10 protein-coding genes are annotated in these 15,259 nt (G+C 64.5%); 6 read left to right on the top strand and 4 right to left on the bottom strand.

Annotated features, from left to right (window positions below; genetic code table 11):
• Positions 1-70: 70 nt before the first annotated feature.
• On the bottom strand, positions 71-1,207 hold the full coding sequence (locus UNPF46_RS00850) for an acyl-CoA dehydrogenase family protein (protein ID WP_142248707.1): 1,137 nt from the start codon (positions 1,205-1,207) through the stop codon (positions 71-73).
• A gap of 267 nt (positions 1,208-1,474) precedes the next feature.
• Here UNPF46_RS00850 and UNPF46_RS00845 point away from each other — a divergent pair, with 267 nt between their 5' ends.
• Complete coding sequence (locus UNPF46_RS00845) at positions 1,475-3,025, top strand: acyl-CoA synthetase (RefSeq protein ID WP_142248706.1); 1,551 nt, start codon at positions 1,475-1,477, stop codon at positions 3,023-3,025.
• 84 nt (positions 3,026-3,109) lie between these two features.
• Positions 3,110-4,333: an ABC transporter substrate-binding protein gene (locus UNPF46_RS00840; RefSeq protein WP_142248705.1), complete on the top strand. Its 1,224-nt coding sequence runs from the start codon at positions 3,110-3,112 to the stop codon at positions 4,331-4,333.
• Positions 4,334-4,400: 67 nt separating this feature from the next.
• Here UNPF46_RS00840 and UNPF46_RS00835 read toward each other — a convergent pair whose 3' ends face one another.
• Together UNPF46_RS00835 and UNPF46_RS00830 are read right to left on the bottom strand one after the other, a co-directional pair.
• Positions 4,401-5,933: a glycosyltransferase family 2 protein gene (locus UNPF46_RS00835; protein WP_246668575.1), complete on the bottom strand. Its 1,533-nt coding sequence runs from the start codon at positions 5,931-5,933 to the stop codon at positions 4,401-4,403.
• A gap of 52 nt (positions 5,934-5,985) precedes the next feature.
• Entirely contained in the window at positions 5,986-6,756 is a 771-nt protein-coding gene (locus UNPF46_RS00830; RefSeq protein WP_142248775.1) for a helix-turn-helix domain-containing protein, read from the bottom strand.
• Between the two features lie 186 nt (positions 6,757-6,942).
• Between UNPF46_RS00830 and UNPF46_RS00825 the strand changes: the two genes are divergently transcribed.
• From UNPF46_RS00825 to UNPF46_RS00815, 3 genes are all read left to right on the top strand, one after another.
• A complete protein-coding gene (locus UNPF46_RS00825; protein WP_142248704.1) occupies positions 6,943-9,204 on the top strand; it encodes a marine proteobacterial sortase target protein in 2,262 nt (753 codons plus the stop codon).
• A 103-nt stretch (positions 9,205-9,307) separates the two neighbouring features.
• Positions 9,308-9,877: a class GN sortase gene (locus tag UNPF46_RS00820; protein ID WP_142248703.1), complete on the top strand. Its 570-nt coding sequence runs from the start codon at positions 9,308-9,310 to the stop codon at positions 9,875-9,877.
• A gap of 162 nt (positions 9,878-10,039) precedes the next feature.
• Entirely contained in the window at positions 10,040-11,032 is a 993-nt protein-coding gene (locus UNPF46_RS00815) for a glycosyltransferase family 2 protein (protein ID WP_142248702.1), read from the top strand.
• A gap of 11 nt (positions 11,033-11,043) precedes the next feature.
• Here UNPF46_RS00815 and UNPF46_RS00810 read toward each other — a convergent pair whose 3' ends face one another.
• On the bottom strand, positions 11,044-12,690 hold the full coding sequence (locus UNPF46_RS00810) for a glycosyltransferase family 2 protein (protein WP_246668574.1): 1,647 nt from the start codon (positions 12,688-12,690) through the stop codon (positions 11,044-11,046).
• A gap of 213 nt (positions 12,691-12,903) precedes the next feature.
• On the opposite strand from UNPF46_RS00810, the gene UNPF46_RS00805 reads away from it, so the two are divergent.
• Positions 12,904-15,123 (top strand): acetate--CoA ligase family protein, encoded by a 2,220-nt coding sequence (locus tag UNPF46_RS00805; RefSeq protein WP_142248700.1) that lies wholly within the window; start codon positions 12,904-12,906, stop codon positions 15,121-15,123.
• Positions 15,124-15,259 lie beyond the last annotated feature (136 nt).

The raw sequence follows: 15,259 nt of genomic DNA, 5'->3' as shown, positions 1-15,259 counted from the left end.
CCCTACGGTGTCTGGAGCTCGATGGATTCCGGGCTCGACGCTTCGCGTCGCCCCGGAATGACGGCGTCCATCACAACCCCATCTGCCGCGACGCCAGATCCTTCATGATCTCCTCGGTGCCGCCGCCGATGGCGTTGACCTTGACCTCTCGGTAGATGCGCTCGGCCTTGATGCCGCGCATGAAGCCGGCGCCGCCGAAGATCTGCACGGCCTCCGAGGCACAGAACGCCATGGTCTGCGTCGCCTGGTTCTTCATCATGCAGATTTCCGCAACCGGGCTCTCACCCTGCTCGAGCCGCCAAGCCAGCATCTCCAGCATCGCTTGCGAAGCTGCCACCTTTTGCGCCATGTCCACGATCTTGTGACGGATGACCTGGTGCTGGGCGAGCGGTTTGCCGAAGGTCTTGCGCTCCTTGGCGTAAGCGATCGCCTCGTCGAGACAGACACGGGCGAAGGCGGTGCAGCCTGCCGCCATGCCCATGCGCTCACTGTTGAAGTTCTGCATGATGATCTTGAAGCCCTGGCCCTCTTCGCCGATCAGATTTTCGGCCGGCACGCGGCATTCGTCGAAATGCAGCGTCGCGGTGTCGGAGGCCCACCAGCCCATCTTCTTCAGTTTCGTCCTGGACAGGCCGGGCGTGTCGCCCTCGATCAGCAGCAGGCTGACGCCGCCGGCACCTTCGCCGCCCGTGCGCACGGCTACGGTCAGGTAATCGGCACGCATGCCTGACGTGATGAAGGTCTTCTCGCCGCTCACGACGTAGTGATCGCCGTCGGGCCGCGCTTTTGTGGCGAGGTTGGCGACATCGGAGCCGCCGCCGGGCTCGGTGATCGCAAGCGCCGAGATCTTGTCGCCCGACAGCACCTGCGGCAGCACGCGGGCCTTCACCTCGGAGCGTGCGGCCCGCGCGATCGGCGGCGAGCCGATGGTGTGGCTCATCAGGCTGGCGCTGACGCCGCCGGCGCCGGCTCGCGCCAGCTCCTGGCTTGCCACGATCTTCATGAACTGGTCGGCGGCGATCCCGCCATATTCCTCGGGGAATCCCAGCCCCAACAGGCCGATCTCGGCCGCCTTGCGATAGAGCACGCGCGGGAATTCGCCGGCCTCGTCCCACTCATGGGCGAAGGGGGTGATCTCCTTCTCGACGAAGCGGCGCATGACGTCGCGGAAGGCGTCGTGCTCGGCGGTATAGAACGGGCTCATCATGGCACACTTGCCTTCCGGGGCGGATTCGTCGCGGCAACCATGGCTGGAACCTTGGCGGCTCACTTGCGCGGAGTGGCTGACTGGTGCGGAGGCCCCTGGCGTGGAAGCAGCCTAGCAACTCAACGCAAGACGATTTTCCCCGCACGCAGGCCAACTCTGGCGCAAAAAAACGTTGCTGCACAGACTCCGGCTGGCCCCAGGGCCACGCCGGGCTTGGTGCACGGACAACAAGAAGGCGGGCGGCAAAAGACCGCCGAGGGAGGAATTTTGGCCGTTCGTTACTACGACTGGATCATTCACCATGGCCGCCGCACACCTGACAAGGTCGCGGTGATCGACCTCGCGAGCGAGCGCCGCTTCACCTATTCGCAGCTCGATGGCCGCGTCTCGCGCCTCGCCTCGTTCCTGCGCCACACGCTCAATGTCGCTCGCGGCGACCGTGTCGCCGTGCTGGCGTTGAATACGACCGATACGCTGGAGGTGCAATTCGCCTGCGGCCGCCTGGGCGCGATCTTCGTGCCGCTGAACACCCGCCTCACCGTTCCCGAGCTCCAGTTCATCACCGGCGATTGCGCACCGAAGGTGATGATCCACGATACCGATCTCGCCGAGACGGCGCTGAGCGTGGCAAGACTCTGCAACATCCCGACCAGCCTGCTGCTCGGCCCCGGCGGATCCTACGAGGCCGGCATCGCGGCGGCCAAGCCGCTCGTCCGCGCCGAGGAGGTCACGCTCGATGACGTTTCCACCATCATGTACACGTCGGGCACCACGGGCCATCCGAAGGGCGCCACCATCACCCATGGCATGACTTTCTGGAATTGCGTCAATCTCGGCGGCCCAGCCTGCATCGGACCCGCCTCCGTGCTGCTGACGGTGCTGCCGCTGTTCCACACCGGCGGGCTCAATTGCTACACCAATCCGGTGCTGCACGCCGGCGGCACCGTGATGATCATGCGCGTCTTCGACCCCGGCATCGCGCTCGGCCTGATCAACGATCCCGCGCAAGGCATCAACGTGTTCTTCGGCGTGCCCGCGATCTACCAGTTCATGGCGCAACACCCCGCCTTCGCGACGACTGACCTCTCCCGCCTGATCGTCGGCGGTGTCGGCGGCGCCCCGATGCCGGTGCCGCTGCTCAAAGTGTGGGAAGCGCGCGGCGTCGCGCTGCAGCAGGGCTACGGCATGACCGAGACCTCGCCGGCCGTGCTGGTGCTCGACCGCGAGGATGCGGCTCGCAAGGCCGGCTCCGCCGGCAAGCCCGTGCTGCACACCGAGGTGCGCATCGTGCGGCCCGACGGCAGCGATGCCGAAATCGGCGAGCTCGGCGAGCTCTGGGTGAAGGGTCCGAACATCACGCCGGGCTACTGGAACAGGCCGGAGGCGAACAAGACCTCCTTCACCGACGGCTGGCTGCACACCGGCGATGCGACGCGCGTCGACGAAGAAGGTTTCTACTACATCGTGGACCGCTGGAAGGACATGTACATCTCCGGCGGCGAGAACGTCTATCCGGCCGAGGTCGAGAACGTCCTGCACCAGCTCAACGCGATCGCCGAAGCCGCCGTGATCGGCGTCCCTGATGCGCAATGGGGCGAGGTCGGCCTTGCCATCGTCGCGGTCAAGCCCGGCCAGAAGCTGACCGAGGCCGACGTCTTCGCGCATTGCACGGCCAATCTGGCGCGCTTCAAATGTCCACGGCAGATCCGCTTCGTCGACGCGCTGCCGCGCAACGCCACCGGCAAGATCCACAAGCCGACCTTGCGCAAGGAATTCTCGGTCGCCTCCGAGGTCGACAAGAAAGTCGCCAACGCCTGATCGGAGCGCCCCTCGCGGGCGCTTTTTTGTTTTTGACGTGCCTGCCAACCCAGAAGAAACCCAAAGAAACCCCAAGGAATTTCCATGAAGAACAAGAAACTCGCCCTGCTCGCCGCGGTAACCGCCCTGACAGTGCTCTCCACCCAGGGCGCTTTCGCGCAGAAGAAATACGACACCGGCGCCAGCGACACCGAGATCAAGATCGGCAATGTCGAGGCCTATTCCGGTCCCGCTTCCGCCTACGGCATCATCGGCAAGACCGAGGAAGCCTATCTCAAGATGATCAACGACCAGGGCGGCATCAACGGCCGCAAGATCAACTGGATCTCCTATGACGACGGCTATTCGCCACCCAAGACCGTGGAGCAGGTCCGCAAGCTGATCGAGAGCGACGAGGTGTTCCTGGTGTTCAACGCGCTGGGCACCCCGACCCAGACCGCCGTGCAGAAATATCACAATGCCAAGAAGGTGCCGCAGCTGTTCCTCGCTACCGGCGCCAGCAAGTGGAACGACCCGAAGAACTTTCCGTGGACCATGGGCTTCCAGCCCAGCTACCGGGTCGAGGCGCGGATCTTCGCCAAGTACATTTTGCAGACAAAGCCTGACGCGAAGGTCGCGATCTTCTATGCCAACGACGATTTCGGTAAGGACTACGTCGCCGGCATCAAGGAGATCTTCGGCGCCAAGGCCTCTTCGCTGATCGTCGCCGAGGAGAGCTACGAGACCACCGAGCCGTCGATCGATTCCCACATCGTCAAGCTGAAGGGCACCGGCGCCAACGTCTTCGTCAACATCTCGACCCCGAAATTCGCGGCCCAGGCGATCAAGAAGATCGCCGAGCTCGAATGGAAGCCGATGCATGTCATGACCGACGTCTCGATCTCGATCGGCGCCGTGATGAAGCCGGCGGGCCTCGACGCGTCGGAAGGCGTGCTGTCCGCCGGCTATTTGAAGGATGCGGCCGATCCGCAGTGGAAGGACGACGAGGGCATGAAGAAATTCATGGCGTTTGTCGGCAAGTACATGCCGGGTGCGGACATCACCGACACCAACCTGGTCTACGGCTATGCCGCCGCCCAGACGCTGGTGCAGACCTTGAAGCAGTGCGGGGACGACCTGACGCGCGAGAACGTGATGAAGCAGGCCGCAAGCCTGAAGGATTTCGCGCCCGACACGCTGATCCCCGGCATCAAGATCAACACCAGCCCGAACGACTTTGCTCCGATCGAGCAGCTCAAGATGATGCAGTTCAAAGGCGGCAAATGGGACCTGTTCGGCGACGTCATCAGCGCCGAAACCGGGGGCTAGCTCTCCTCACGGGCGGAGTCGCTTCCCTGGGGAAGCGGCTCCGCATCGGTGTGAAGGCCATGCCATCTCAATCCGGCTCCAGCGGACCGGCGACAACTCGGCTTTGCTGGCCCGGCTCGGACTGAATCGAAGACCCGGTGTCCCGGCTCACCTCGATCGATTCCACGGCAAGGCCGAGGCGGCGGGTATCACCGATGCCCCTGAGCAGGGGGCACGACCACGCCAGAATGGCGGTGCCTGAGGCCGGCAGATCGAGTTCGATCGTGTAGACGTCGGTCCCGATTGCGATCGCGGCGCCACCCACGCGTGCACCGTCGAGATAGAAATGCGGACCGATCTCGCGCAGCGATGCGCGCAAGGCCGGGCTTCGAATCCGAACGATGTTGCGACCTTCGCTGCCCCGGATCCGAACGGCGGCCTGCGGCTCGCTCCAGCGGAAGCTGTGTCCCGCCGACGATTCGAGCGCATGGAAACCGGCTTGCCCGAGAACGCGACCTCCCAGGAATCTCGCCGCGGGCCCGGCCTGGCCGCGAAGGCGACGGATGCATTCAAGCCTCTGCAGATGGATCAGCGAGGCGATGTAGCGCCTCATCCATTTCGCGATCGCTTCGCTCGACCCGATCAGGATCAATGCGCTCAGGCCGGCCTGCGCCTGCATCACCGCCAGGCGCGCAGCGAGGCGCGCCGGAAGATCGCCGCATAGAGCAAGTGTACCCCATTGCCAGAACGCGAGCAGTTTTTCGCCAGGCCGCTTCCAGCCTCGGCCCGCGAGGCTGTAATGCGCGAGCGCATTCATCGCCGCACGCGCGAGCGATCGGTCGAAACCCACCCATTCGACCCATTCGACCGGCACTTCGAGCAGCTCGCTGCCGGGATCGCGGCGCGCCTCGCCGAGATAGCGGATCTCGCCCTCAACGAAATCGAGCGTGAACGTCTTCAGCTCGCCGATCTCGCCGATGTAATAGTGGTGGAAGCGTGCCTCTTGCAGATAACCGATAGTATGGCCTCTCGCGTGATAGGCCGCAGCCAGAACCCATTCGGCGAAATGACCGAGCTCCTCGCGCAGGCCCCCGCATTCCCAATAGACGTCACGCCGCGTCACGAAGCACTGATCGAGCACCTTGCGCCAGGGATGCTGCGTCATGCCGAACTCGATGTCGGCCTGGTACATCGCAGCCTCGGCTTTCGAGAGCCGATTGTGGCAGATCGGGATCGAATGGCAGGAGAAGCCGGCCCAGTCGGGATGAATCTCGATGGCACGGATGCACTGCTCGATCACGTCGGCCTCGGGCCAGCAATGCGACTCCGTGAAGAACAGATGGCTGCCTCGGGCTTTGGTTGCACCGAATGCGCACAGACCGATGTCGTGCTCGGAATCGGTGAACTCGAGGCGGGCTTCGTCGCCGGCCAGCGCCTTCAACTCCTCGCGCCCCTTGAACTCGGGCGGCACGACCAGGATGATCTCGTAGAGGGACTTGTCCGCGGTCTGTGAGGTCCAGCCGAGCCAGGACTGCTCCCATTGCCCGCGGTGATATTCGAGCGGGATGATGATGGAGAATAGCGGTGATCCGCCGCCATGTCGCGCGGGCACGTCCTGCATGGTTGATCCTTATAGACGCATGCGACGCCGCTGCAGGACTATTTCTTGCGGACTATAGCGTCAAAAACAGCGCGAAAGGCTCTTCGACCGTGCGACGCAAATGTTTTCGATACAGGGCATGGTTGGCATCATCCGCTGCAATCCGTCCCAATGTCGGCTTCGGAACGTTCCGGAGCGGCACGTAGGCGATCGGTGCCGCGATGGGCGTGAGCTGCGAGCCGGGGCCCGCGCGCAGCGTCGAGATGATGCCGTACATCTCGCCGGACACTGTCGGCCGTGACACCGTGATCACCCGGTGCTGGCCGTGCTTGATGATGACGAGATAGATGAAGCCGGACTGATGAGGGACGGCGACCTCGCCGGTATGCTCGTAGGCCGCGTCGGTCCGGTCGCCCTCGCGGAAAACCAGTGAGGAGACCTTCGGCTCCCAGACGATCTCGGTGCGGTAGGCGAAGATGGCGTCCTTGTCGCCGAACGATGGCCGCAACGTGATGTAGACGTCCTCGATCCAGGTCACGGCGCGATGCGCATAGGAGCCGAGACTGTCGGGAGCGACGTCATTGGCGGGCTGAGGCGCCACCACGACGGGGCTCTTGCGCAAGGAAACGCCCAGCGCCTGCTCCAGCCGGACCGTCGTCGCCAGCGTGAACGGCCGCCGGCCGCCGAGCACCTTCTCCAGCGTCGACAGGCTGAGCTTGGCCTGCTCGGCCAGCGTCTGCCGGGAGATCCGGCGCCTCGCAAGCTCCTCGCGAATGGTCTCCGCGATCTCGCGGCTCTGCTCGTCCGAAAGCTGCTTGTCGGTGAATTTGTCCTGCGTCTGCATCATTGGCCCTGCCTTGGGAGGGCCATTCTAGCAGGCCGGACAAACCAGCACAAAACCGCACATGGCCGCCCCGGCTTTGGTGCTCCCGGCCGGCCGTGGCGGAACATTGCCGATCATTCTGCTCGCGACATCGGGCCCTCCCGGCGAATGCTCGGAGCCAGCAAACGTCCTTCGGGAGCAAGCCAAATGGACACCTACGACACAGCCGACATCGACGATCATCCCGTGTTGAGGGGGCTGATCAAGCTTGGATTGTTTCTTCTCGCGCAGGGCGTCGCGGTGATGCTGATGGCCTTCGTGGCCCTGCTCGTCAGCTTCGGGACGAGCTGGTCGGCAACGACCGATCAGGCCAGCCTGCTCCAGCCCGGCGATGCACGGTCCGGCACGCTGCTCCTGAAGGACGACGGCGTCACCACGGAGGCGATCCGCCTCGGTATCGACGTCGACGTCACGGTATCGGGCCCGACTCTGCGCGCCCGGGTCACACAGATCTTCCGCAACCCGACCAGGGATTGGGTCGCGGCAACCTATGTCTATCCGCTCGCGACCGGCGGCGCCGTCGATACGCTGAAAATGGTGGTCGGCGATCATATCATCGTCGGCGACATCAAGGAGCGTCAACAGGCGCGCGTGATCTACGAGGAAGCGCGCCGCGCCGGTCAGAAGGCCGCGCTCACCGAGCAGGAACGGCCGAACATCTTCACCAACTCGGTCGCCAATATCGGTCCCGGCGAAACCGTGCTGGTGCAGATCGAATATCAGGAGCCCGTGCATCAATCCGGCAACGAATATTCGCTCCGTCTGCCGCTGGTGGTCGGACCGCGCTACAATCCGGCGCCGATCGTCCAGAGCGTCGACTTCCGCAAGGACGGATCGGGCTGGGGCGCGGCGACCTCGGACCCGGTGCCGGACCGCGACCGCATCTCGCCGCCCGTGCTTGATCCCGCCAAGACTGCTCCGGTCAATCCGACCACCATCACGGTGCACCTGAAGGCAGGCTTCGCGCTGGGCGAGGTCAAGAGCTCCCATCATAAGGTCAAGATCGAGAGTCCGGACAACATGGCACGCGTCGTCACGCTTGCCGACGGTGTCGCCCCAGCCGACCGCGACTTCGAGCTGACCTGGAAGCCCGCCGCCGAGAAGGCGCCGTCGATCGGCCTGTTCCGCGAGCATGTCGGCGATTCCGATTATCTGCTCGCCTTCGTCACCCCGCCCAGCGCCGAGCAGACGACACAAAAGCCGCTGCCGCGAGAGGTCGTGTTCGTGATCGACAATTCGGGGTCGATGGGCGGCACCTCGATCGTCCAGGCCAAAGCAAGCCTCACTTACGCGCTCTCCCGCCTTCAGCCGGCCGACCGCTTCAACGTCATCCGCTTCGACGACACCATGGACGTGTTGTTTCCAGCTTCCGTGCCGGCAGACGCCGCACATGTCGGCGAGGCCACCTCGTTCGTGAGCGCGTTGCAGGCGCGTGGCGGCACCGAGATGGTGCCGGCGATGCGCGCCGCGCTGGCCGACAAGCTCGGCGACAGCGCGATGGTTCGCCAGGTCGTGTTCCTGACCGACGGCGCGATCGGCAACGAGCAGCAATTGTTCGAAACCATCACGGCGATGCGCGGCCGCTCGCGCGTCTTCATGGTCGGCATCGGGTCGGCGCCCAACACCTATCTGATGACCCGTGCGGCCGAGCTCGGCCGTGGCGCCTTCACCCATATCGGCTCCGTCGAGCAGGTCGAGGAACGCATGCGCGGCTTGTTTGCCAAGCTCGAAAACCCGGCCGTGACCGGCCTCTCCGCGAAATTCTCGGAGGCCAAGGCCGACGTCACGCCTGCGATCATTCCCGACGTCTATCGCGACGAGCCGCTGGTGCTGGCGGCGAAGCTCGACAAGCTTGCAGGCTCGCTCGAGATCAAGGGGCGCGTCGGCGACCGTCCATGGTCGGTGACGCTGCCGCTGCAAAATGCCGCCGAAGGCAAGGGCCTGTCGAAACTCTGGGCCAGGCGCAAGATCGGTGACGCCGAGGTGGCGCGCACCATGCGGGAGCTTACGCCGGAGGAGGCCGACAAGGCGATCCTGGCGCTGGCACTCGACCACCAGATCGTCACGCGCCTGACCAGCCTTGTCGCCGTCGACAAGACGCCGAGCCGCCCCGAAGGCGCAGCCCTCAAGCTCAGCGAATTGCCGATCAACCTGCCCGCCGGCTGGGATTTCGAGAAAGTGTTTGGCGAGCGCCCGCAGCTCCCAACGCAATTGCGCGAGCGCCATGCGGATGCGGCGACTTCACCGGCCGCGCGGCGTCCGGCGCCTGCCGCGCCCGATGCGATCCGGCTACCCAAGACGGCAACCTCGGCCGAGCTGAAGATGATCGCGGGTCTGATCCTGATCGCGCTCGCCCTGATCCTGTTCGTGTTCAACCGGCGTCGGCCCTTGCTCACCGACGCTGCTTGAGAGAGGAGCTTCCCCGAACTCCTCTGTTTAGCGCGCGCGGTCGCCCGTCCCGTACACAACGGCCGCGCGCGTCTTTTTTGGGTCATTGCGAGCGCAGACACAAATGCCCCGCCTCGTCTCTCCTCTGGTTCTTGCCCTGATCGGACTCATACTGTTCGGCGACGGCGCCTACATCCACGCCAAGGCGTGGCTTGCCCAAAGGCTGCTGGAGCGCGCCTTCGACAGGAGCGTTGCGACGGGCGAGGTGGTCAAGCCATGGTCATGGGCCGACACCTGGCCGGTCGCGCGGATCGAGGTGAAGCGGATCGGCGCCAGCGCCATCGTTCTGGAAGGCACCAGCGGCCAGGCGCTCGCTTTCGGGCCCGGCCATATCCCCCAAACGGCTGACGCCGGCGAGCGCGGGGTTGCCGTATATGCGGCACATCGTGACACGCATTTCCGCTTCCTGCGGAACGTTTCCGTCGGAGACGTCATTGAGATCACCCGCCGCGACGGAAAGCGTTTCCGCTACCGGGCGGACTATTCGGCCGTTGTCGATGCCGACGCGTCGGGCATCGATCGTTCGGCGCAGGGTGTGGAACTCGTGCTCACGACATGCTGGCCGTTCGACGCGATCACGCCCGGCCCGGAGCGCTATGTCCTGCACGCCACCTCGATCGAAACAGGTGAATAGCCGTTCGCAATCCGCCCGTTACGGGTCGATCGAGTCCTCTCAAATCACGCCGGACCTGCCGGGAGATCACGTTGACGGGACCGTGAACTGGCGCTGCCGACCGGAGACCTGTAAGAATGGCCCATTGATTTTGCACGTTGTGATTTTGTGAAAGAACGATAGATGGACGACGAGTTCAGGCAGCGCCTCGAACAGCGATTGGAGCAGCTCGAGAATCGCGTCGCGCTCCTGGAAAGGAATCTGGATCTCATCGCCGCCGGGCAAAGGCGATCCTCGCTCCGGAGCCTGTGGCGGCGCCCGCCGATGTGGACCTTCGAGCAATATCCGCCGCGCCTGCTCAACCTGACGACTTTCCCGCCGGCCCCCTCGATCGGCGAGAATGCGCCGCGGATCGCGATGGTGACCCCGAGCTACAACCAGGCGCAATATCTCGGCGCCACGATCGAGAGCATCGTCGGCCAGAACTATCCGAACCTGCATTATCACGTGCAGGACGGCGCCTCGATCGACGGCACGGTCGATCTCCTGAAGAGCCGCGGCGAGAGCATCAGCTGGAAGAGCGAACCCGACAGCGGGCAGTCGAACGCCATCAATCTCGGCTTCGCCGGCGTCGACAGCGAGATCATGGCCTATCTCAACAGCGACGACATGCTGCTGCCGGGGACGCTGGCCTATGTCGCCAACTATTTCATGTCGCATCCGCATGTCGACATCGTCTACGGCCATCGCGTCTTCGTCGATCGCGAAGGGCTCGAGGTCGGCCGTGCCGTGCTGCCGCCCCATGACGGACGCGCGCTGCAATATGCCGACTACATTCCGCAGGAGACGATGTTCTGGCGCAAGCGCGTGTGGGACAAGATCGGACCGATCGACGAAAGCTTCCACTATGCCATGGATTGGGACTTCATCCTGCGGGCGCAGGAAGCGGGTTTCAAGTTCGTGCGCCTGCCGCGATTTCTCGCCTGCTTCCGAATCCATGATGCCCAGAAGACGGCGTCGACCTATGCGATCGGTGTCAGGGAGATGGGCATCCTGCGGCGCCGCGTGCTCGGCTTCGACCCGACGCAGATGCAGATCCGCCGCGCCATCGCGCCCTATCTCGCGAGGCAGGCCGTCTTCCACTACGCCCACAAGCTGAGCTTGTTGCGCTACTGAGCCGGCGGCCATCAGCGGCTTGGTGACGCACGGGCATCGTCATCGAGCCAGGCCCGCTCAAGGCCGATGCCGAGGGGGCGCGCGTCGGAGCTCAATCCGAGATCAGCGGGCGAGCGCGGATCGGATAGCGACAGGCTGATGGTCAGCGTCCCGTCGGCGGAAATCGCGGCGGGATCGAGCATCAACCTGCGCTGGCCCGCGAACGAACCCTTCGAAAACGACAATTGCTGCTGCGGTCCGTCGCCGACGCGGCAAATCGCCTGCAGTCGCGGATTTCCATCCGAAACGAACGCCCGGCACGCCATCACGAGCGCGACCGGCCGTGACGGAAGGGGATCGATCGCGAAGCGGAGCACGCAATTCCTGGCGATGGACCAGGTGCCCCATTGCTCCGGCTCGCTCCACCCCTCGATCAGCGCGGCGGTACCGGCCCCGCCGCGGCTGAAATCGAGCTCCTCCGGGCCGAGCACCGGCGCGGGCACGGCAGCCTCCAGGGCAGCCGGATCGAACGGCGCCTGATCCGGAACGAACTGAGCGATCACGCGCACGGCATCCGCGATCGAGCTGAGCCCGAGCGCAGAACCATCCAGCTCGTAGAGCACGCGGTTCTGTCCTATGACGGAAATACCCTTTCCGGGGGGAGGCCGATCCGCAAGACGGGCAGGAATGATGATGTCGGCGACGTCGAATCCGTGCATGCGGGCGAGTTCGCCGATGGTCTGCACGGTCCGGTCATACAAGGGCGGCCGATTGTTGATGTCGGTCGCGAGCGCTTGCGCCAGAGCCTTGAAATCGAGCCGCACCCCGTCGTCATCCGCCAGCAGAAGACGTTTGAGGTCGAGCATGTCCTTGGCGATGAAGAGCTGGAGAGCATTCAGATCGGGGAGCTGACGATCGTCGTCGATGGGTCCGAAATCGCGCGCCCCCCGCGGCGTTTCGAGCAGATTCGTGGTCTCGAAGAACAGCGCGTGGCCGGTGCTGTGCTGCGAGAAGCCGGCCATGCTCAGAGGCCGTGACAGCCGGACGAAACTCTCTGTCAGCGCGGCGTTGGCGATACCGGATGCGACGTCGGGCGAGAGGCCGATGAAGTAGCGGCCGCAGGCCGCGCGCATCCGGTCGACGACGCTGCGGCGGACGAACGAATTGTAGATCATCGGCAGATGCGCATAGTGAGCCTGGAAGCCGAAGATGCGCGCCAGCTCGCTTCGCGACGAGACGCGCCTTGCCGACGACGTCAGGTCGATCTCGGCGAGCAGCCGGTTGCGGAAGGCCGGATGATAGTAGCCCGGCCAGTAATAGCTGTAGGCATCCCAGCTCAGGAGATCGATCTTTCGGTCGGCGAGCACGCTCGACGCCGTGGCGCATGCATAGGGCATCAATCCGTCGTCGTCGCCGAGGAAGGCGATGTACTCGCCCGAAGCATGGCCGAGCGCTGCCTCCCAATTGTCGGTCATGGTCAGGACGGTCTCGCTGGCAAAATGCCTGAAACGCCCGTCCTGGAGGTCTGCGACCATCTTCGCGATCTCGGGATTGCCGCCATTGTTCTGAACGATGAACTCGCAATCGGCTTGCGCAGGCTGGCACGCCATGGTCGCGAGCGCGTGGCGAAGCGTGTCGGGACGATCGAGGGTCGGCACCACGATGGACAGAAGCGGCATGATCACCATTTGAGAGAATATGCGTCACGGTTTCCTAGCATCTTGCCGGACCGTTCGCACTTTCGCCAAAAGTCTCGTGATGCTAGCCTCATGATCAGGTCTTGTCGTCAGGCCTTGCCCATTCCGCCGCGCGGCATGGAGCCCGCTACGATCAGCCTCCGAAGCCGGCGCACGACAGCGCGTTGCAACAAGAACAAGAAGTGAGGGAAGCGCATGGAAGCTCAAGTGCCTGCCGCATCGGTTTCTCGGCGCCCATGGTCTCCACCGCCCGATGCCGGAGACATCGTCAAGGGCATCCACGCCATGCTGCACCCGCACAACATCGTGCTGGTGGGAGCGACCGACAAGCCCGGCAATTATGCCGAACGCATCTGGAATAATCTGATCAAGTACGGTTACGAGGGCGGCCTCTATCCGGTCAACGCCAAGCGCGACGCGATCTGGGGCGTCACCTGCTACAAGGATTTTGCCAGCCTCCCGGAGAAGCCCGATCACGTCCTGGTGCTGGTGCCGGCCCGCTTCGCCGTCCAGGTGATCCGCGATGCCGCCGCAGCCGGCGCGCGCTCGGCCACCATCGTCACCTCGGGCTTCAGCGAGCTGCAGGATGAGGAAAGCCAGAAGCTCGCCGCCGAATTGCAGGCGGCCATACGCGAAACGGGGCTTGCCGTCACCGGGCCGAACTGTCTCGGCAATCTGAGCGCCGGCGAAAAGCTCTTCACCAATATCGACGACCGCATCGTCACCATGGAGCAGGGTGCGGTGGCGATCGCCGGGCAATCAGGCGCCATCGTCATGGCGATCCGGCAAGCGCTGGAAGATCGGGGTGTCGGCGTCGGCTACATGGTGACGACCGGCAACGAGGCCGGACTCGAGACGCCGGATCTGATGCGGTATTTCGCCGAGGATCCGAGCATCAAGGTGATCGTCGTCTACCTCGAAGGGGTGCGCAACACCAGGGCCTTTCGCGAAGCCTGCAAGGCGGCGCGCGCGGCGAGCAAGCCCGTGATCGCGCTCAAGCTCGGCGCCTCCGAGGGCGGGCGCGCCGCGGCGATGGCGCACACCGGCGCGCTGGCAGGCTCGATCGAGACGTTCGACGCGATCGCGACGCGTGAAGGCGTGATCCGGGTCGGCGGACTCGACGAGCTGATCGAAACGACCGAGTGCTTCGTTCACTCCGCCGTTCCCAGGGGCGATCGGCTCGCTGCCGTCACGCTGTCCGGCGGCAAGCGCGGCATGCTGCTGGATGCCTTCTATGCCGAGGGCCTGAACTTTGCGCCGCTCAGCCCACACGTCGGCTCCGAGCTGGCGAAGATGCTTGGGCCGGGGTCGATCGTCGGCAATCCGCTCGACGCAGGCTTTGCCGCGGTGGTCGATCCCTCCGTCTACATGAAGTCGATCAAGCTGATGATCGACGATCCCGACATCGACATCGTCATCGTCGATGCCGAGCTGCCGAAGGCGCCGCACGAATTGCGCGAGCGCAATTTGCGCATCGTCGACGAGATGGCGCGCCAGGGCGGCAAGCCCCTGATCTACGTCAGCGCGATGTCGATCGGCTTCACCGAGTTCACCAAGTCGTTGCGCAAGTCGCTGCCGCATCTCGCCGTCATGCAGGGCATGGACCGGGCGGTGACCGCGATAAAATCTCTGCTCGCCTATGCGAAGCTGCGGAAAGAAGTGCCCGACATCGTCTCCAGCTCGAAGCCCGCCGCGCGCGCCGTGCTGGAGAAGGCGCTGAGATCGGCCAGCGGCGCCGCGCTCGACGAGGTCGCCTCGAAGAAGCTGCTGAAGGCCTACGGCATTCCGATCTCCAAGGAGTCGATTGCGCAGACGGCAGCGGAGGCCGCGAAGATCGCCAAGCAGATCGGTTTCCCGGTCGTGGCGAAAGTCGTCAGCGCCGAGATCCTGCACAAATCCGACATCGGCGGCGTGGTGTTGAACCTGAACAGCGCGGCCGAGGTGAAGAAGGCATTCGCCGACATCACCGCACGGGTCGCAAAGCTGAAGGGCAAGCCGAAGCTCGACGGCATCCTGATCGCGCAACAGGTCAAGGCCGAGCTCGAGCTCGCCGTCGGGGCCTCGCTCGATGCCGAGATGGGAGCGGTCGTGCTGTTCGGTACCGGCGGCATCGACATCGAACTGATGAAGGACGTCGCGCTCGCCGGCGCGCCACTGGACGAGGCCGAGGCACGGCTCCTGATCGGCCGCACCAAGGCCGGCATCAAGATGCGCGGCTACCGCGGCAAGCCGGCCCTGCACGAGGCCTCCGCGGTGAAAGCGCTGGTCGGCCTGTCCAATCTGATCGCGGATGCGGGCGACCGAATCGCCTCGATCGACATCAACCCGTTCCTGATCAACGCCAGGACGGGCGTCGCGGTCGATGCCCTGATCGTCCTCAACAACGCCGCGGCAAGACGCGCGGCCGGGCATTGAGACGCCTAAAGCCCGTAGGGCGGATTGGCGAAGCGTAATCCGCCGCATTTGACGAGTGGAGAAGAAGGCGGCGGGTTACGCTTCGCTAACCCGCCCTACTTACCATCGCGGCCTTCTTCCAACTTCCCTGCTTTGG

Origin of the sequence: Bradyrhizobium sp. UNPF46 (genome assembly GCF_006658625.1) — a bacterium.
In the GTDB taxonomy this organism is placed as follows: Bacteria; Pseudomonadota; Alphaproteobacteria; order Rhizobiales; family Xanthobacteraceae; genus Bradyrhizobium; species Bradyrhizobium nitroreducens.
This window is presented reverse-complemented; position numbering and strand designations above follow the sequence as displayed.